The organism is Halomonas sp. FeN2, assembly GCF_020595105.1.
Lineage (GTDB): Bacteria > Pseudomonadota > Gammaproteobacteria > Pseudomonadales > Halomonadaceae > Vreelandella > Vreelandella neptunia.
In genome coordinates, this window is the sequence record NZ_CP074200.1 from 512,252 (window position 1) to 530,472 (window position 18,221).

Below are 18,221 nucleotides of genomic sequence, written 5' to 3' on the forward strand. Positions count from 1 at the left end.
ATTAATAATCCTCGTACCAGCTGCGGCCATCCTGAGTAATCATGGCAATAGAAGCGACCGGCCCCCAAGAGCCTGCTGGATAACGACGCGGCGGCGTGTCGCGTTTTTTCCAGCCATCAATGAGCTGGTCGCACCAGCGCCAGGCGTGTTCAATTTCATCGCGACGCACGAACAGGTACTGCTGGCCTTTCATGACTTCGAGCAGCAGGCGTTCGTAAGCATCGGGTATCCGCGATTTGGGAAATGCGCTGTTGAAGTCCAAATGCAGCGGCCCCGGGCGCAGACGCATGCCTTTATCCAAACCGCTATCTTTGGTCAATACTTGCAGGGCAATACCCTCTTCCGGCTGCAGGCGAATAATCAACTTATTAGAGGCGATGCCGCGCTGGTCCGGATCGAAGATATAGTGAGGCTGCTGACGGAAGTGAATGACGATCTGCGAGAGCTTCTCCGGCATGCGTTTACCGGTGCGCAGGTAGAAAGGCACGCCTGCCCAGCGCCAGTTAGACACTTCGGTTTTCATGGCCACAAAGGTTTCGGTCTGGCTCTGGGTATTGGCGCCCTCTTCTTCCAGGTAACCCGGCACCGACTGGCCATCGCTAGTGCCGGCGATATATTGGCCGCGAACCACATCACGGCCAAGCGCTTCGCCCACAAACGGCTTGAGCGCTTTAAGCACTTTAACCTTCTCATCGCGAATGGCATCGGCATCCAGATTGGAGGGTGGATCCATGGCGATTAAGCACAGCAGCTGCAGCAAGTGGTTTTGCACCATGTCCCGCAGTTGACCCGCCTGGTCGAAATAACCCCAGCGCCCTTCGATGCCCACTTTTTCGGCAACGGTAATTTCCACATGGGAGATGTTGTTCTGATTCCACTGAGTGCCAAACAGCGGGTTGGCAAAACGCAGCGCAATCAGGTTTTGTACGGTCTCTTTACCTAAATAGTGGTCAATACGGTAAATCCGCGATTCGGGAAATACTTGACCAATGGCGTCGTTAATTTCAATGGATGAGTGCAGGTCGTAGCCGATGGGTTTCTCAACCACCACACGGGACTCATCGTCCAGGCTTTTACTGGCCTGCAGGTGACGGCAGATATCGCCATAAATAGGCGCACCAACGGAGAGATAGACCACCATTGGGCGCGGAGAGCCCTTTCGCCACTGGCGAATGGCGTCGTAACCCTCAACGCTGGAAAAATCGAGTTTTAAATAATCTAGGCGGGCGAGAAAGCGCTCGAGGCTCTGCTTATCCTGCTCGCTGCTTTTCAACCGTTTCTGCAGCGCGTCGTTAACCATTTTCCGGAACGATGCAGCGTCATGCTCATGGCGAGCCAGCCCCATAATGCGCGTGCTTTCAGGCATCAAGCCTTCGCGATCAAGATGGTATAAGGCAGGAAATAGCTTGCGCATGGCAAGATCACCCAGCGCCCCAAACAGCGCTAAATCAATAGCGTTATTCGGATCGCCCAGCGGTGCACCTTGGGAAGCAGTGGACTGGCTCATCGTCACTCCTGTTTATAATTAGGCATCTTATGTAGTTAGATTACCTAAAATTTACCGTAATACGGGTATTGTACGCAATAATTCGTGTAATTTTACTACAAAATAACCGCGAATTCTGCTCTATCGACGCACTCAGCACTTCATATCAATCCCTCTCCTTCCACTTTTACTCTACGCCCTTGATATACGCCACTGCTACGCCCCCTGAGGAGGAGGTGACCTTGCGCATAATTGGCCACTCTGCGGAAGTTGATAAATAAATGACCACAACAACAATGAGGTTATGACTCGATGGCAACGCTACGCTACTTTATCAGACCGCTACTGACAGCCACTCTGGCTGCCAGCGCTACCCTGCCAGCCTTCGCGTTCGAAGATGACCGCTTAACCATCTGGATGGGCGACAACAAGGGCCAGGAAGGCATTCAGCTGCTGGCCAATCAGTTTCTTGAAGAGACGGGCATCGAAGTTGAGGTGGTCTTTCCGGATAACCTGACAGACCGTTTTCAACAGGCGGCAGGTAGTGGCCAAGGGCCGGATATCGTGATCTGGGCACACGACCGGATTGGCGAGTGGGCACAAAGCGGCCTATTAAAACAGATAGCGCCTAGTGACAGCTTCCGTGAGTCTTTTTATGACTTCTCTTGGGAAGCTGCCCTGTGGAATGGCGAAACCTATGGCTACCCCATTTCAGTGGAGTCACTCGGCCTCATTTACAACAAAGCTCTGGTGGACACGCCACCGGAGAGCTTTGCCGAGCTAATGCAGCTGGACGAGACGCTTTCCCGAGAGGGTAAAAAAGCCATCCTGTTCGACTACAGCGAGCCCTACTACGGCTGGACGCTGCTAGCCGCTAACGGTGGCTACCCGTTTAAACAAACTGACGCAGGCTACGACGTTACCGATATTGGCGTTAACAACGAAGGCGCCGTACAGGGTGCTGAGTTGCTGGTCGAGCTGATCGAAAGCGACGTGGTGCCGCGGGGAACCGACTACAGCATCATGGATAATCGTTTTAACAAGGGCGAAGTGGCGACCATGATTAGCGGCCCCTGGGCCTGGCCGAACCTTGAGCGCAGCGGCATTGATTACGGCGTCGCCCTGCTTCCCAAGGTCGGCGACGAACGTGCCAAGCCCATGTTTGGCGTTATGACGGCAATGATCAACTCAGCGTCGCCCAATGACTTCCTGGCCGTCGAGTTCCTGGAAAACTACCTGCTCAGCGAGGAGGGTATGCGCACCTTCAACAGCGATGGGTCGCTGGGGGCCGTGGCCCACATCGACTATCAGGCCGAGCTTGCCGACAACCCCAACATCTCGGCTACCCTCGAGAACGCTGAAGTCGGTATGCCGATGCCGAACATTCCTGAAATGGGCGCCTTCTGGGCAGCCATGGAACCCGCGTTACAAAACATCGGCAGCGGGCGTCAATCCCCCCAGGAAGCACTGGATGCCGCCGCGCGGCGTATGCGCCAGTAGCCACTCGCCTTTCCTTCACTGCCCTGCCATGGCACACCGCTGGCAAGGCCGGGCAGTTTCGCAGGACATCTTTAATGTTTACCACGAATGCTTCGCGGGGTTTGCCCCGCCACCGCTCCCGCCATGTGGCCGAACGCTATTCCCGCTGGGCAATGCGCAGCGTGATCGGGCTGATGGTACTGGCCCTGCTTTGGCTGGTGATGGCTTTTTATCTGCACGGCCAATGGGTATTTGCGCTGCTATTTTTAGTGCTTGGCACGTCGCTGGGCGTGGTATTCAGTCGACGTTCGCTGATGAGCCACAGGTATATTTTCCCGGCAGTGGCCGGGCTTGGCGTTTTCGTTATTTTCCCGCTGGTGTATACCGTCGGCATTAGCTTCAGTAACTACAGCTCGGACAACCTGCTCAGCCAGGAGCGCGTGCGCGCTCAGCTCACCGCCCAAAGCTACCAGGCAGAGGGGGCAGCCTTTTCCTATTCGCTTTACCAGCAGGACGAGCTGGTGCGCCTCTACCTGGAAAGCGACGCTCCTGCGGGCGACAACGACCGGCTACTATCCGCCGCGATCAACCTAACTAACAGCGAAGTCCGTCGCGCTCCAACCCAAGCCGTAGACGGCCCGCCCGAAGGTGAGCCGCTTCCCATGCGCGCAGCTATCCAGGCCCGCGACGCCCTCCAGGCGCTGCGCCTGCAAACGCCCGGGGGCACCGAGCTACGCATGGCGGGCCTGCGCCAGTTCGCGCCAATGATCGACCGCTATGAGATTCGTGACAACGGCAGCCTTTATGATCAGCAGGAGGGTAAGGTGCTGACGCCGGATAACGATATCGGCTTTTTCGTCACCGAGAACGGCGAACGCATCACCCCTGGGTGGCCGGTGAACGTGGGCTTCACCAACTACAGCAAGATCTTCACCGACCCGGATATACGCGGGCCGTTTATGCAGATATTTGTCTGGACCTTCGTGTTTGCCGGGCTCACCGTACTGTTCACGCTGGCCGTGGGGTTCGTCCTCGCCTCGCTGCTGCAGTGGGATCAGCTCAAGGGCAAGGCGGTCTATCGGACGCTGCTGATACTGCCCTACGCGGTTCCAGCGTTTATTTCGATTCTGATTTTCAAAGGCATGTTCAATCAGCATTTTGGTGAGGTGAACATGATTCTGGAGGCACTGTTCGGCATTTCCCCAGAGTGGTTTACCGACCCCTGGCTAGCCCGAACCATGCTGCTGATCGTCAATACCTGGCTGGGTTACCCCTACATGCTGTTGCTGTGCATGGGGCTGATTCAGTCGATCCCCGGCGATCTTTACGAGGCCTCGGCGGTAGACGGCGGCGGGCCGATCACTAACCTGATGAAGATCACCCTACCGCTGATCATCAAGCCACTCACGCCGCTGTTAATCGCCGCCTTTGCATTCAACTTCAATAACTTCGTACTGATTGCGCTGCTCACCGGGGGCAGCCCGGACATTCTGGGTGCCAGTACGCCCGCGGGCACCACCGACCTGCTGGTGAGCTATACCTACCGCATCGCCTTCCAGGATGCCGGCCAGAACTTCGGTCTGGCGGCAGCCATTGCTACGCTGATTTTCCTGCTGGTGGTGGGCATGTCGGTGGTGAATTTGCGGCTTTCCAAGGTTAAAGTTTAGGAGGTTTACGATGGCGATGGTCCAACCCCGCTCCATTCGCGCACGGCGATGGGGCGCCCATATGGCGCTGATCGGCTTTGTTTCACTGATCGTGTTTCCGCTGCTGTTGGTAATTTCAATCTCGTTTCGTGAGGGAAACTTTGCCTCGGGGAGCTTGATCCCCGAGCGCTTCTCGTTGGAGCACTGGTCACTGGCGCTGGGTATTCCCTGGGAGCGCCCGGACGGTAGTATCGTCCAGCCCCCCTTTCCGGTACTGCTGTGGCTGTGGAACTCCATCAAAGTAGCAGTCGTGTCATCGGTATTAATTCTTATGTTAGCAACCACCAGCGCCTACGCCTTTGCCCGTATGCGCTTTAAGGGCAAGGAGCCGCTGTTGAAAGGCATGCTGATTTTCCAGATGTTCCCCGCCGTGCTCTCGCTGGTGGCACTCTACGCGCTGTTCGACCGGCTGGGTCAGTTCGTCGGCTGGCTGGGGATCAACACCCATGGCGCGCTGATTGTCGCCTCGCTCGGCGCGGTAGCGCTGCATATATGGACGATCAAGGGCTACTTCGAATCCATCGACGGGTCGCTCGAAGAAGCCGCCATGGTGGACGGGGCAAGCACCTGGCAGGCGTTTCGCTACATCCTGCTGCCGCTGTCGGTACCGATTCTGATGGTGGTGTTCATCCTGGCGTTTGTGATGAGCATCATGGAGTACCCCATGGCGTCGGTGCTGCTAGTGGATGAACATAAGCTCACCCTGGCGGTGGGCGCCCAGCAGTACCTGGCCGACCATAATCAGCGCTGGGGCGACTTCGCCGCTGCTGCCGTGCTCTCGGGGCTGCCAATCACTGTGTCCTTCCTGATCTGCCAGCGTTGGATTATTGGCGGGTTAACCGCCGGGGGCGTTAAAGGTTAAAAATATTAAAACTAAAGAAGGCGTTTAGCTAGCTTGCCCAAACCCAGCACTTTGCTGGGTTTTATTGTTTTTTTTTACAGACTTTTTATGGAAGGTCATGGTGTCATAGCGAATGTTAAGAATACTAAACGGCGAGCTGGGCATATGACTCCATTCACACCATGGTTTTACCGTAGCAGGAATGTGTATCGGCACTGGGCACCTGTTTTTAAAATCATCTCGATTCTCTGGGTTGTCCTAGCGCTGTTCATGCTAGTGCCTTTCGTCGTACTGCTGATTGAGAGAGCCCCTGACGCACCTGCCTTCGGCGTTTCCATTTTGATTGTACTTGGCGCCGCAGCGCTCACTAGGTTACTCACCTATCGCGCAGCCTTAGAGTTGAAGCCATGGCAAATGTTTATTCTTACTGCCGCCAGTTGGGTCACCATTAGCGGTTTTGCCAGCCTGCCCCTAGTGCTTGGCGCCCCTCAATTAACCTTCACCAACGCGGTGTTTGAATCGGTATCGGCGATAACCACGACGGGTTCTACCATTCTGGTCGGCATTGAGCACTTTTCCGATGGATTGAAGCTATGGCGAGGGTTAATGCAGTGGATGGGCGGCATCGGCATTATCGTTATGGGCATTGCGATTTTGCCGTTTCTTAAAGTAGGCGGTATGCGGCTGTTTCACACCGAGTCGTCTGACTGGTCAGATAAAGTAATGCCACGCACTGGCGGTATTGCTAAGGCAACGCTGACGATTTATGTCAGCCTAACCTTGGCCGCGATTGGTAGTTATTGGTTCGGCGGGATGACGCTACTAGACGCTACCGTACATGGCATGACATCGCTGGCCACTGGCGGCTTTGCCAATTCTGATGCTTCATTCGGGGCTTACGCCGACCAGCCTTGGCTGCTGTGGATGGGCAGCTTTTTTATGATCTGCGGCGCACTACCGTTTGTTTTGTATATCCGCTTTATTCGCACCTCACGCAGCGCTTTATGGAAAGACCAGCAGGTACGCGGTCTATTAAAGCTACTACTGGCCGCCATCTTGATGCTTAGCGCCTGGCGGGTCATTCAGGGAGATAACTGGTTTGAATCACTTACCCACGTCACCTTCAACGTGATTTCAGTGGTCACGACCACCGGTTATGCCTCTGATGATTACACCCAGTGGGGAGCGCTGCCGGTGGTCGCTTTTTTCTACCTGACCTTTGTGGGCGGCTGCAGCGGCTCTACTAGCGGCGGGATGAAAATCTTCCGGTTTCAGATTGCCTCCTTAATGCTGCTTAACCAGCTGCGTTATCTCATCCATGCCAATGGTGTGTTTACCACTCGCTATAACCAGCAGCCGGTCACCAGCGATATCTCGCGCAGCGTAGTGGCCTTCTCGTTCTTTTTCTTTATCACTATTGCCGCACTGGCGCTTAGCTTATCCGCCCTGGGGTTGGATTTAGTCACCGCTCTTTCCGGTGCCGCCACCGCAGTCACCAATGTGGGGCCAGGCCTTGGCGATATTATCGGCCCCGCGGGTAATTTTGCTCCCCTACCCGACGCGGCGAAGTGGCTGCTATGTATTGGCATGCTGATGGGCCGATTAGAAATACTCACCGTCGTGGTGTTACTGACACCCATGTTCTGGCGGCGCTAGCCGATCATTTTGAAGGACGTTCGCGTTGAGCAATCGTTAAGGACAATCGTGCCATGACGCTTAGAAAATCGATGTTTAAATCCTTTGGGCAGATTGTGAACCAGCTGCGCTTGCCAATGCAGTCAGAAATCCTGATTGCGCTGGCGAGCACGCTAGTTGCTCTGCTGATCGCCTGGGGCCTATATACCTGGCTAGCCTTGGCTAATCTTTCGCTGATTTTTCTTACCGCGGTTCTCGCCAGTGCTGTGTTGGCAGGAAGCTACGCAGCTCTGTTATGTGCTGTGCTGGGCTTTCTGACGTTTAATTTTTGCTTCACCGTTCCGCACTTTTCGTTAGCGGTTGAAGAGCAAGAGCAACTGCTAACACTGCTGTTCTTTCTATTAGTCGCATTGGTCGTCGGCAAGCTCGCCGGAGATAGCCGCCAACGCCTGCTGGAGCTGAGCGCCGCTCGCTTGGCTGAAGAGCAGGAGAGATTGCGTTCAGCGCTGCTATCGTCGGTTTCCCACGACCTGCGTACTCCACTAGCGTCAATTATCGGCGCGGCCAGCTCGCTTCGCACCCTGGATGCACAGCTCAGCCGACAGGATCGCTTTGCGTTATTAGATGGCGTGCTAAGCGAAAGCGAACGCCTTAACCGCTATATACAAAACCTGTTGGATATGACCCGGCTAGGGCATGGCGACATGAAAATTGAGCGCGACTGGGTGGCGTTTGATGATTTAGTCGCTTCAGCACGAAAGCGCTTAGGCAGCGCCCTTGAAGGCTTCCAAGTAGAGCAGCACTGGCCAAAAGAGCTACCCCTGCTTTACGTTCACCCCGCCCTGATTGAGCAAGCGCTGGTCAACGTGCTTGAAAATGCGGCGCGCTTCTCACCCCCTAATGGCCATATCACTATCGAAGCCCAATGTCGTGACGAGAAAAGGGCTGGAGATCAGCCTATCTTATTGTTTTCGGTTACCGACCAAGGCCCAGGCATACCCGAAGCACTGCGCGAGCGCGTATTCGATATGTTTGTCACCGGTAACGACGGGGATCGCAGCCTGCACGGTAGCGGCTTGGGGCTGGCGATTTGTCGGGGAATGCTTGGCGCCCACGCGGGTCAAATCCAGGCAAGCCCTGGGCCTGACAGTATTGGCACCAGGATTACCATGACGCTGCCTCTATCGGCACCCAGCAAGGACGCCGAGAATGACCACTGATCAAGCGCGCGTATTAGTCATTGATGACGAGCCACACATTCGCCATTTTTTGCGTATCAGCCTCACCTCTCAGGGATTTCAGGTGATTGAGGCGGCCAGTGGTCGCGAAGGGTTGGAAAAACTCAATGCTGATGCCCTTACCGCTAATGCCGACATCGTTTTGCTGGATCTTGGTCTGCCAGATATGGATGGACAGCAAGTGCTCGATTCGATCCGCAAGTATAGCGAGGTGCCCGTGATCATTGTTTCGGTGCGCGGCCATGAGGCTGAAAAAGTGCGCGCCCTGGATAGCGGTGCGAGCGACTACGTTACCAAACCATTCGGCATTCAAGAGTTGCTGGCACGTATTCGAGCCCTATTAAGGCGGCGCGCCAGCCCAAGTGCCCAGCGTTTCCAGCAGGGTGGCTTGATCGTCGACCTGGCCGCTTACCAAGTGAGCCTGCACGGCGAGGCCATTCATCTAACGCCTAAAGAGTTCGCCGTTCTGGCCCAGCTCACTGCGTCCGCTGGGCGAGTGGTTACTCAAACCCAGCTATTGCGACAGATATGGGGCCCGACCCACCAGGAAGATACTCACTATTTGCGCATCGTGGTTAGCAAACTGCGTCAAAAGCTAGGTGATGACCCGCAGTCCCCCACCCTGCTGCAAACTGAACCCGGCATTGGTTACCGACTCTCCCTTGAGCCTGGCCGTGAGGACAAGACCGCATGAAAATTATTATTCTCGGCGCCGGCCAGGTCGGCGGCACACTGGCTGAACACCTCGCCCGCGAGGAGAACGACATCACCGTCGTTGACACCGACGCCAAAAAACTGCGCGAGCTGCACACTAAAATCGATATCCGCACCGTCACCGGGGCGGGTTCCTACCCGATTGTGCTGCGTCAGGCGGGCTGTGAAGACGCCGATATGTTGATCGCTGTCACCAATAGCGACGAGATCAATATGATCGCCTGCCAGGTCGCCCATACGCTGTTTCGCACGCCGACCAAAATTGCCCGGGTGCGCGCCACGGCGTATTTGACCCGTAAAGGCCTTTTTGCCCACGAAGCGATCCCCATTGATGTACTGATCAGCCCTGAGCAGGTGGTCACCGACCACGTGCGCCGCTTGATCGAGCACCCCGGTGCCCTGCAGGTGCTGGAGTTTGCCGGTGGCTTGGTACAGCTGGTGGCGGTGAAAGCGTTCTACGGCGGCCCGCTGGTGGGCCAGGATTTGGCTTTTCTGCGCCGCCATATGCCCAACGTGGATACCCGCGTGGCCGCCATTTACCGCCGTAACCGACCGATTATCCCCCGTGGTGATACGGTCATTGAAGCCGACGACGAGGTGTTCTTCCTCGCCGCCCGTCGGGATATTCGCGCAGTGATGAGCGAGCTGCGCCGGGTCGAGCGGGATTTCCGTCGGGTCGTGATCGCCGGGGGTGGCAATATCGGCGAGCGCCTGGCCGAACACCTGGAGCATAGCCACCAGGTCAAGATCATCGAGCACAGCCTGGAGCGCTGCACCACCCTCTCCGAGCGGCTGGATCGCACCGTGGTGCTCCACGGCAGTGCCACCAGCAAGCGCTTGCTGGAAGAGGAGAATATCGAAGAGTGCGATATCTTCTGCGCGCTGACCAACGACGACGAGGTCAATATCATGTCGTCGCTGCTCGCCAAGCGTTTAGGTGCGAAGAAGGTGCTGACGCTGATCAATAACGCCGCCTATGTGGACTTGGTGCAGGGGGGCGAGATCGATATCGCTATTTCTCCCCAACAGGCGACCATTGGCAGCCTGCTGACCCACGTGCGCCGGGGCGATATCGTCAACGTCCACTCGCTGCGCCGGGGCGCCGCCGAGGCCATTGAAGCCATCGCCCACGGCGATAAGCAGTCATCAAAAGTGGTGGGCCGTACCATCCGCGATATCGCACTGCCCGACGGCACCACCATCGGTGCGATTGTGCGCGGCAAAGAGGTCATCATCGCCCACGGCGATGTGATGGTTGAGAGCGGTGACCACGTGATTCTATTCGTGATCGACAAGCGCCGCATTCGCGACGTGGAGCGCCTGTTCCAGGTCGGCTTGACGTTCTTTTAAAGACACGTTTAACCGGCGCTTTTGAGGGACTAAATCTCGACCGCGCGGCCAATAAACTCAATCGGCCCGGTGGGCAGGCCAGTGGCCGAACCGGTTTCGTCTTCCAGCGTTAGCTCAAACAGCTGGTTATCCTCAAGAGGCGGCAGTTCATCCAAGCGCAAACGGATCGGCTGCCCTGGCTCCACTAAGCCAAGCGATACAGGGGCCTGCCACTCATCTGCCTTGGTCCAGAACTCTAATGCCTTACCTTCAGGCACTTCGAAGGTGCCCAACGGGATCAGCTCGATTTCCTGGCGCGATGAGGCCTGCACTACCCAACCCGCTGACTGTGTTTGCGGTGCCAGCAGAACCACCATGTACTCGGGGGTCGTCGGTTCAGTTACTTCATTGGCCAGCAATACGCCCAATACTAACGCCGCCGCTAAACCAAACCCGGCAGCGCCGCGCCAAAGCGACAGGCTGTGTAGCATGCGGCGGGGTCTTGGCGGCACGACAGAGGCAGGTCGAGCACGCTTAGCAAGCGCTTCCCGTGACGCTAAGCTGCGCTCAATACGCGGCCATAAATTGTCAGAAGGCGTTACCGGGTCGGTGATAGCGGTATAGGGCAAGAAACGCTCTTCCCAAGCCATCACGGCTTGTTGCAATTCAGGCTCGTTAGGTAGCCGGGCCTCTAGCGCCTTACGCTGCTCTAACGACAGCGTACCCAGCACGTATTCACCCGCTAAAGTGTGGTCGTCTTCGTGTTCGTGCTGACTGGGGCGGCTCATGCCATACACTCCCGTAGGCGCAGCAAACTGCGTTTGATCCAGGCTTTTACGGTTCCCAGCGGCGCGCCGGTATGCGCGGCAATTTCCGCGTGGCTAAGGCCATCAACATAGGCGTGGAGTACGCAGTTACGCCGCTCCGGCTCAAGCGCTTCCAAGCAGCTATCCATCCGCTGGCCGGTTTGCCAATCGAAGGCTTCATCGGCAACGGAGGTGTGCTGAAAATGTTCATCGAGATCTAATTCGGTAGGATCGTGACTATCAAAAGTGACTTCACGGTCGCGATAACGGATGGCGTTCAGTGCCAGGTGACGCGCCACGCTAAATATCCACGTACGCGCTGATCCTTTGGCGGGATCAAAACTATCGGCACGCTGCCAAATATTAAGACAGGCATCGTGGACAATATCCTCGGCCATACCACGATCCTTGACGATTCTTATGACTACGCCTAATAGTCGGGCACCTTCATGAACATAGAGTTGGTGCAAGGCGTCATGCTCGCCACGGGCACAGTTGGCTAATGCCGCAGCATGATCAAATTCTGAAGACACGTCAGTCAAACCCTAGCTCCCTGGTGACGGCACCGACGCCAGTCGTCGTTCTCAGAGACAGCATAGCCGCTGGGGACTCGACAGACGAGCCCCCAGCGGAATTAACATTCCAGTCGACTTATTCAGCAGCCCAGAAGATATAGTCCGCCTGGTAGGTCACTACCGCGGTGGCTCCGTCGTGATCCATATCGCAGGCCACGTCCGGGGCAACGCCACCCTGGGTGTTCAGGCGCTGAATGTAGCTAACACCGCTCATGGCGCCTTCGCCTTCAGCCGGGTTGGCTTCCACCAGTTGAAGTGGAATGTTGCCATCACCATTAGCGGCCGTGGCTAGCTGAGTGCCGGTAATTTTTGAGCCATCCAACGCTTCCCAGGTGGCTGGCGGGCCATAGTAGCTTCCTACTTGTGTGCCTTCGCTGTCATTAAGCGCAGCGTGGGGGCCTTTGAATACCCAGCCCATGTTGCCGTCGTCCTGGGTTTCGCACATGTAGGTAATAGCGCCAACGCCAACGGTTTCGAGGGCGACGGTATTACCGTCCGGCACCTGGACTTCCGCGGGCGTCATGTCTGCCAGCGCGACGTGACTGAAGGATACAATCAAGGTAGCGGCGAGTGCTGCACGCGTAAGAGGTTGGATGGTCATTTTCAGTCTCCTAAAAGGTTTTTTATCAGCCGCCTTAAATAGCGCCTGTATAGGGATTACCCGCGAGGAGACGTATTGGATGCACTTTTATTAAAAAAAAATAAGATGGCCGATTATTGGCTTACCCCATCTACCACCACCTGCCGCGGGCAGGCACTCCCCTTAAGGTCAAAAAGATGGCAATGCTGGCCCGCTAAACCCAAGTCGATCGTTTGGCCTTCGGTTAGCTGCGTTAAGCCATCCAAACGCTGGGTTAAGGTAGCGTCGATGCCGTCTACCTGCAGATGCGCCAGGGTTTCGTAACCCAGCTTTTCCGCCACCATTAATCTCGCTGTCAGCCGAGCCTCAGCCTGTTCAGGCGATACAAAATCTTCCGCCCGCAATCCCAAAGTGGCGCCATCACCTGAATGGAGGTGTTTGCCATTGACCGCCACCGTCAGTGTCTCCCCGTTAGGCAAACGCACTACCGTTTGGCGCTCACCCGGGTCGACTACCGTAACCGGGAAGGTATTGATGCGCGGCGAGCCGATAAACTCCGCTACCTCTAAGGTTTTGGGAAAGTGATAAAGCGAGAGCGGCGCACCTACCTGGGCGATTCTTCCCCGGGAAAGCAGCACAATGCGGTCAGCCAGCGTCATCGCCTCCACTTGGTCGTGGGTCACGTAGATCATGGTGGCGTTCAAGCGCTTATGCAGCGCGGCGATCTGCACCCGCATATCCACCCGCAGCGCGGCGTCCAGGTTAGAGAGCGGCTCGTCGAACAGAAACACGGCAGGCTCTTTGACCAGCGTGCGGCCAATGGCTACCCTCTGGCGCTGACCGCCGGAGAGGTCTTTAGGCTTACGCTCCAATAGCTCGGTGAGGTGCAGCATCTCAGCGGCGTGTTGAACGCGGCGGCGAATTTCCGCTTTGTCAGTGCGGGCCAGCTTCAGGCCGAAGGCCATGTTCTCGGCCACGCTCATGTGTGGGTAGAGGGCGTAGGATTGGAACACCATGCCGATGTCCCGTTCCTGGGGCGGAATCTCGTTGATCCGCTGGCCATCCAGCTGCATATCCCCTTCGCTGATGTCTTCAAGCCCGGCAATCATGCGCAGCAGCGTGGACTTTCCGCAGCCGGAGGGGCCAACAAACACCACGAACTCGCCGTCTTCGATGGTGAGATCGATATCCCGCGAGATTTCCACGCCATCAAAAGATTTACCGATACCACTTAGCGTTAGACGTCCCATGGTGCGTTCTCCTCAAGCTGAGAGCAGCGGGCAATGGCCACGCCATAAGGCGGAAGGGAGAGTTGCGGAAGCGACAATTGGCTGCCTTGCCACTCACCGGTTAGCCACGCTGGAGCACCAGCAATGGCTTCAGCGCCTTCAGGTGCCGAACGGGTGACCGTTTGACCGCTAAAATTCAGAGCAATTAGTAACCGTGTTTGCTGGTAGGTGCGCTCAAGACAAAGCACATCGTCGCGCACAGGGTGATAGCGCACATAGCCCTTCACCAACGCAGGCTGAGTCCGGCGGAAGGCTAAAAAATCGCGATAGGCATTGAGCAATGAATCGATGTCGTTATCTTGCTGGTCAACGGCGAGATTAGCATGAGTATTAGGCACCGGTAGCCAGGGTGTGCCACGACTAAAGCCCGCGTGACGAGCGTCCGCCTGCCAGGGGTGCGGCGTTCGGCAGCCGTCTCGGCCTTTATAAGCGGGCCAGAAGGTAATACCCGCAGGGTCAACCAACTGTTCAAACGTCAGTTGAGCTTCGGGCAGCCCCAACTCTTCACCTTGATAAAGGCATACGCTACCGCGCTGGGTGAGTAGAAACACCATATAAAGGCGCAGCTTATCGAGCTGCCCTTCCGCCTGCCAGCGAGTTGCCAGCCGCGTCACGTCGTGGTTGCCCAGCGCCCAGCAGGGCCAGCCATCGCCAATGCGAGCTTCCATCTCGGTTAGCGTTTCGTGCAAGTAGTCGGGGTCGGCTTTATCGGTAAGTAGGTTGAACGAGTAGCACATGTGCAGCCGCTTACCGCCCTGGGAGTACTCCGCCATCACGCCCAAGGCGTCGTCGTCGCCCACCTCGCCCACGCTAGTGGTGCCGGGGTACTCATCCAACAGCGCGCGCAGCCGCTCCAGAAACACCAGGTTCTCCGGCTGGGTTTTATCGTATTGGTGGAGCTGGTAGCCGTAAGGGTTGTCGGGGCGAACGCCTAGAAAACTTTCGGTCGTCTCCTGGCGCGGCGGGTTATCTTTTAGCTCGCCGTGGGTGCAGAAGTTCACCGCATCCAGCCGGAAGCCATCCACGCCCCGTTCTAGCCAGAAGCGCACTTCCTCCAGCATGGCATCGACCACCGCAGGCGTGCGGAAGTTTAGATCCGGCTGGCTAGCCAGGAAGTTATGCAGATAGTACTGGCAGCGGCGGGTGTCCCACTGCCAGGCGCTGCCGCCAAATACAGATTGCCAGTTAGTGGGCGGCGCGCCATCGGGCTTAGGGTCGGCCCATACGTACCAGTCGGCTTTGGGATTATCGCGACTTTGGCGACTCTCTTCGAACCAGGCATGCTGATCGGCAGTGTGCGACATGACTTGATCGATGGTGACTTTTAGCCCTCTGGCATGGGCACCCTCGACTAAACGGTCGAAATCCTCCAGTGTGCCAAACATCGGATCAACATCGCGATAGTTGCTGATGTCGTAGCCGAAGTCTTTCATCGGCGAGGTGAAGAACGGCGACAGCCAAATCGCATCGACGTTAAGCGAGGCGATGTAATCGAGCTTGTCGATCACGCCTTGTAAGTCGCCAATGCCGTCGCCGTTGCTGTCCATAAAGCTGCGCGGGTAGATTTGATAAATCACGGCGCCGCGCCACCAGTCGGCCCCTTGGCTACCAACGTAGTGGGAAGTAGAGATTTTCTGCATCATTGTTTTGTCCTTGCCATAGTTCTTGTCACAGTTCTTGTCACAGTTCTTGACATAGTTTTTGCTGATTACTTGGCATGATGCAGGGTTGCTCACAAGATAAAATCCTCCCCAGGGGGTGACTCTGGGCGTAGGCGTTAGGAGTAGCCCGTCTGTCGACTTATTCCCCCTGAATATGCGCCAGCAACTGCCCCGCCAGGGCAATCGCTTCGTCGCGGCGTCGAATATTCTGCTTTTGATAGAGGCTGCGGATATGGGTTTTGATGGTGGTAGGCGCCACCGACAGCTGCTCGGCAATCTGCTCATTGGAAAGTCCGGCATGAATCAGCCCCAGGATTTGCCACTCACGGCGGGTAAGCGGCGAGGTGCGGATCAGCTCGGGGACATCTGGCCGGGCGACAATATCGGCGATCACCGTTTCATCCAGCATTAAGCGTCGGGCGCTGCCAAAATCCTTCTGGCGGCCTGCCAGCGCCAGCAACCGCTGTGCCCTGGCCTGCTCTAAGACATCCAAGGTGCCGCTGTCGAGCAACCTATTGAGCAACTCCCCTAGCGGTTTGCCCAAACGTAGAAAGCTGCCCACCAGCGCGGTGCGGGAAGCCAAGCTCAGCGCTTGATGCATATGCTGACAGGCATGCTCCTCTCTTCCTGCACTCCACGCCGCTGCGGCTAGGCAGAGCTGGTTACGGTTGGCATCCGTAACCAGCCCCAAGCGCTGTGTGTGTACTTCAAGGGCCTCTAATAGCGTGCAGGCTTCATCAAAACGCCCCAGCAGCGTGAGCGCCCGGGCGTGGTTGCGCACATTGCACTGGGAAAAGTGGTTGGTAGCCCCTTCAGTAGTGGGCGCCGGCGCTTCCTGGCGCCAGCGCTCTACCGCATCCAGATCCTGGGTGGAGTGCCACCAGGCCAGCAGGGTGGCGTGGGCATTTGCGACCCAGTCGATATGGTAATCGCCTTCGGCAAGGATTTTACGCAGCCGCCGAATATGGTCAGCGCACTGGGCCTGGTCGCCGCGGCTTTGGGCGACTTTGGCGAGCTGAATGTGGCACTGAAGTGTCCAGCGCTCTCCCTGATTATCCAGCACGGCGATGCCTTTCAGCGCGGCCTGCTCGGCTTCGTCCAGCCGGTGCCACTCCCATAGCACCTGGCTGCGAATGCGGTAGAGAAACTCCGCCACGGGCAGATACTCAAGCTCGGCCCGCTCCAAATGCGCAAAGGCGCGCTCCTGAATATCGTAGGCGGCCTGTAGGCGCCCCTGAGCCACCAGCGTCTCCGACTGATGGCAAAACGACCAGAGCAGCAGTTGGTGATCGTCACGCTGGCGGGCTTGACGCTCTACCTCGCGCACCCGCTGCAGCGACTCTTCCAAATAGCCCAGCACAAAGCGCGCCTCGCTCAAGATAGCGGTGGCGGTCAGCGGCGTGGAAGCTAAATAGCGGGCGGGCACGGCTAGCGCTTGCTCGGCCAGCGGTGCAGCGCGCTCGGCGTTGCCTTGATTAATCGCCAACTGGGCGCGCAGGGTCGCGAATTCAGCGCTGAGCAGTTGCCACTCTGGCGCTTGCAACTGCGCTTTAATCCAGCCAATCACGCGTGCGGTAATATCAAACTGAAACTGAGCATGGGAGACCCAGCCATAGAGCAGCGTATGTTCCGGACGGGTAGAGAGCCGTGGCTCGCCGAGCAGGGCGAAGCCCTTGGCCAACAGTGCATAGGCACCGCTTGCCAGCAAGGCAGGCCCTTGGGTGGTCAGTAGGCTTGCCACATCATCGGGGGCTTCAGCGAGTATCGCCTGGCGCAGAGCCATCACCGGATCGTTCAAGGCTAACCACGCCTGGCTTGCGCGCTGGTGCAGCACTCGCTGGGTGGCCAAACTAAGCTCATGGCGGCGGTGGCGCAGGTACTCACCAAACAGCCGTTGAAAGCGGTACCACTGAGCATGGGGGTCGGGGCGTTCAATAAATAGCCCAGCTTGTTCAAAGGCCTCCAACCGCTGGGTCAGGCGCTCCCCTTCCAGCAGGCGGGCCATAAGCTCGGGGGAAAAACGCTCCAGCACCCCCAGTTGTAGCATTAGTTCGCGCTCTTCCAATGGCAGTGCAGCAGAGAGCAGTTCGTCAAACCAAGCGACAAAGTCGGGATGGGCACCACTTAATCGATCAACCAGGGCGTCAAACCCTGCCCTCGTGGTGGTGCGCTCTACCAGCCAGCTCAATGCCATTACCCAGCCACCGCTTCTGCGCAGTGCACGCTCCAGGCTTACTCGTGTGGGGGGAAAGCTCAGCTGTTCGGCACACAGGGTTTGCGCCTCTTCGCTGTCAAAGGCCAGCGCGTGAAGGTCGATCTCTTCCAATTCACCTCTTAGCCTCAGGCTTGCCAAACCCAATGCTGGCCTTGAGCGGCTGACCAGCGTTAACGTCAGCCAGGGCGGCTGATGGCGCAGCCAGTGGGCGATCCCAGCTAAAATATCCGGGTGGCTAAGGTGCTCAAAATTGTCCACTACCAAACGACACGGCGAGCGCTGCTCAGGCAACTCGCCAAGCCAACGCTCTAACTGCTCCACGCAGTCACCATCGTCTGCCACGGGTGAAAGCCGTATTTTCTCGCTTAACAGTTGCTCGCTTAACAGTCCATCGAGCGCTGCCTGCCAGTAGGCTAAAAACCGCGCGGGTTGGTTGTCGCGCTGATCCAAGCCTAGCCAAGTGGCCTCTTGCTCCAGCGCGGGCAGCCGCTCAGCCAGCAGCGTGGTTTTGCCATAGCCTGGAGGCGCCTGCACCATCAACAAACGGACACGATCATTTAACCCGAAATGGTCATTAAGGCGCGGCCGGGCCACTACGCCAAGCGGTAGTGGCGGCGCTTTTAGTTTCTCTTGCAGTAGTGACATAAACGCTCCTGAGCAACCCTAC

At 57.1% G+C, this 18,221-nt stretch carries 14 protein-coding genes; 7 read left to right on the forward strand and 7 right to left on the reverse strand.

What is annotated here, in order from left to right:
- Position 1: 1 nt before the first annotated feature.
- Entirely contained in the window at positions 2 to 1,507 is a 1,506-nt protein-coding gene (gene zwf / locus KF947_RS02475) for a glucose-6-phosphate dehydrogenase (protein ID WP_133732623.1), read from the reverse strand.
- Between the two features lie 291 nt (positions 1,508 to 1,798).
- Between zwf and malE the strand changes: the two genes are divergently transcribed.
- From malE to trkA, 7 genes are all read left to right on the forward strand, one after another.
- Positions 1,799 to 2,986 (forward strand): maltose/maltodextrin ABC transporter substrate-binding protein MalE, encoded by a 1,188-nt coding sequence (malE, locus tag KF947_RS02480; protein WP_227405359.1) that lies wholly within the window; start codon positions 1,799 to 1,801, stop codon positions 2,984 to 2,986.
- Between the two features lie 74 nt (positions 2,987 to 3,060).
- Positions 3,061 to 4,632: a maltose ABC transporter permease MalF gene (malF, locus tag KF947_RS02485; protein ID WP_133732625.1), complete on the forward strand. Its 1,572-nt coding sequence runs from the start codon at positions 3,061 to 3,063 to the stop codon at positions 4,630 to 4,632.
- Between the two features lie 10 nt (positions 4,633 to 4,642).
- Positions 4,643 to 5,533, forward strand: a complete 891-nt coding sequence (gene malG, locus KF947_RS02490) for a maltose ABC transporter permease MalG (RefSeq protein ID WP_227405360.1) — start codon at positions 4,643 to 4,645, stop codon at positions 5,531 to 5,533.
- Positions 5,534 to 5,677: 144 nt separating this feature from the next.
- Positions 5,678 to 7,168 (forward strand): TrkH family potassium uptake protein, encoded by a 1,491-nt coding sequence (locus KF947_RS02495; protein WP_227405361.1) that lies wholly within the window; start codon positions 5,678 to 5,680, stop codon positions 7,166 to 7,168.
- A gap of 53 nt (positions 7,169 to 7,221) precedes the next feature.
- A complete protein-coding gene (locus KF947_RS02500) occupies positions 7,222 to 8,367 on the forward strand; it encodes a DUF4118 domain-containing protein (RefSeq protein ID WP_227405362.1) in 1,146 nt (381 codons plus the stop codon).
- Positions 8,357 to 9,079: a response regulator gene (locus tag KF947_RS02505; RefSeq protein ID WP_133732629.1), complete on the forward strand. Its 723-nt coding sequence runs from the start codon at positions 8,357 to 8,359 to the stop codon at positions 9,077 to 9,079. The genes KF947_RS02500 and KF947_RS02505 overlap by 11 nt, the downstream gene beginning before the upstream one ends.
- On the forward strand, positions 9,076 to 10,449 hold the full coding sequence (gene trkA / locus KF947_RS02510; protein ID WP_022523027.1) for a Trk system potassium transporter TrkA: 1,374 nt from the start codon (positions 9,076 to 9,078) through the stop codon (positions 10,447 to 10,449). The genes KF947_RS02505 and trkA overlap by 4 nt, the downstream gene beginning before the upstream one ends.
- A 29-nt stretch (positions 10,450 to 10,478) precedes the next feature.
- Here trkA and KF947_RS02515 read toward each other — a convergent pair whose 3' ends face one another.
- The 6 genes from KF947_RS02515 to malT all read right to left on the reverse strand — a co-directional run bounded on the left by KF947_RS02515 (position 10,479) and on the right by malT (position 18,199).
- Positions 10,479 to 11,216, reverse strand: a complete 738-nt coding sequence (locus KF947_RS02515) for an anti-sigma factor domain-containing protein (protein ID WP_133732631.1) — start codon at positions 11,214 to 11,216, stop codon at positions 10,479 to 10,481.
- The gene (locus KF947_RS02520; protein ID WP_227406264.1) at positions 11,213 to 11,767 is read right to left on the reverse strand and encodes a sigma-70 family RNA polymerase sigma factor; all 555 of its coding nucleotides are present in this window, start codon (positions 11,765 to 11,767) and stop codon (positions 11,213 to 11,215) included. Before KF947_RS02520 ends, KF947_RS02515 begins: the two co-directional genes overlap by 4 nt.
- Positions 11,768 to 11,885: 118 nt before the next feature.
- On the reverse strand, positions 11,886 to 12,410 hold the full coding sequence (locus KF947_RS02525) for a DUF3455 domain-containing protein (RefSeq protein WP_133732632.1): 525 nt from the start codon (positions 12,408 to 12,410) through the stop codon (positions 11,886 to 11,888).
- A gap of 113 nt (positions 12,411 to 12,523) precedes the next feature.
- Positions 12,524 to 13,639, reverse strand: a complete 1,116-nt coding sequence (gene ugpC, locus KF947_RS02530) for a sn-glycerol-3-phosphate ABC transporter ATP-binding protein UgpC (RefSeq protein ID WP_133732633.1) — start codon at positions 13,637 to 13,639, stop codon at positions 12,524 to 12,526.
- Positions 13,627 to 15,321: an alpha-glucosidase gene (locus tag KF947_RS02535; protein WP_227405363.1), complete on the reverse strand. Its 1,695-nt coding sequence runs from the start codon at positions 15,319 to 15,321 to the stop codon at positions 13,627 to 13,629. The genes ugpC and KF947_RS02535 overlap by 13 nt, the downstream gene beginning before the upstream one ends.
- A gap of 157 nt (positions 15,322 to 15,478) precedes the next feature.
- Positions 15,479 to 18,199: an HTH-type transcriptional regulator MalT gene (malT, locus tag KF947_RS02540; RefSeq protein WP_227405364.1), complete on the reverse strand. Its 2,721-nt coding sequence runs from the start codon at positions 18,197 to 18,199 to the stop codon at positions 15,479 to 15,481.
- Between the last annotated feature and the right edge of the window lie 22 nt (positions 18,200 to 18,221).

Coding starts and splice junctions, on each gene's coding strand:
- trkA (WP_022523027.1), top strand. CDS start 9,076: ATGAAAATTATTATTCTCGGCGCCGGCCAGGTCGGCGGCACACTGGCT.
- KF947_RS02505 (WP_133732629.1), top strand. CDS start 8,357: ATGACCACTGATCAAGCGCGCGTATTAGTCATTGATGACGAGCCACAC.
- KF947_RS02525 (WP_133732632.1), bottom strand. CDS start 12,410: ATGACCATCCAACCTCTTACGCGTGCAGCACTCGCCGCTACCTTGATT.
- KF947_RS02500 (WP_227405362.1), top strand. CDS start 7,222: ATGACGCTTAGAAAATCGATGTTTAAATCCTTTGGGCAGATTGTGAAC.
- malT (WP_227405364.1), bottom strand. CDS start 18,199: ATGTCACTACTGCAAGAGAAACTAAAAGCGCCGCCACTACCGCTTGGC.
- malG (WP_227405360.1), top strand. CDS start 4,643: ATGGCGATGGTCCAACCCCGCTCCATTCGCGCACGGCGATGGGGCGCC.
- malE (WP_227405359.1), top strand. CDS start 1,799: ATGGCAACGCTACGCTACTTTATCAGACCGCTACTGACAGCCACTCTG.
- zwf (WP_133732623.1), bottom strand. CDS start 1,507: ATGAGCCAGTCCACTGCTTCCCAAGGTGCACCGCTGGGCGATCCGAAT.
- malF (WP_133732625.1), top strand. CDS start 3,061: ATGTTTACCACGAATGCTTCGCGGGGTTTGCCCCGCCACCGCTCCCGC.
- KF947_RS02535 (WP_227405363.1), bottom strand. CDS start 15,321: ATGATGCAGAAAATCTCTACTTCCCACTACGTTGGTAGCCAAGGGGCC.
- ugpC (WP_133732633.1), bottom strand. CDS start 13,639: ATGGGACGTCTAACGCTAAGTGGTATCGGTAAATCTTTTGATGGCGTG.
- KF947_RS02495 (WP_227405361.1), top strand. CDS start 5,678: ATGACTCCATTCACACCATGGTTTTACCGTAGCAGGAATGTGTATCGG.
- KF947_RS02515 (WP_133732631.1), bottom strand. CDS start 11,216: ATGAGCCGCCCCAGTCAGCACGAACACGAAGACGACCACACTTTAGCG.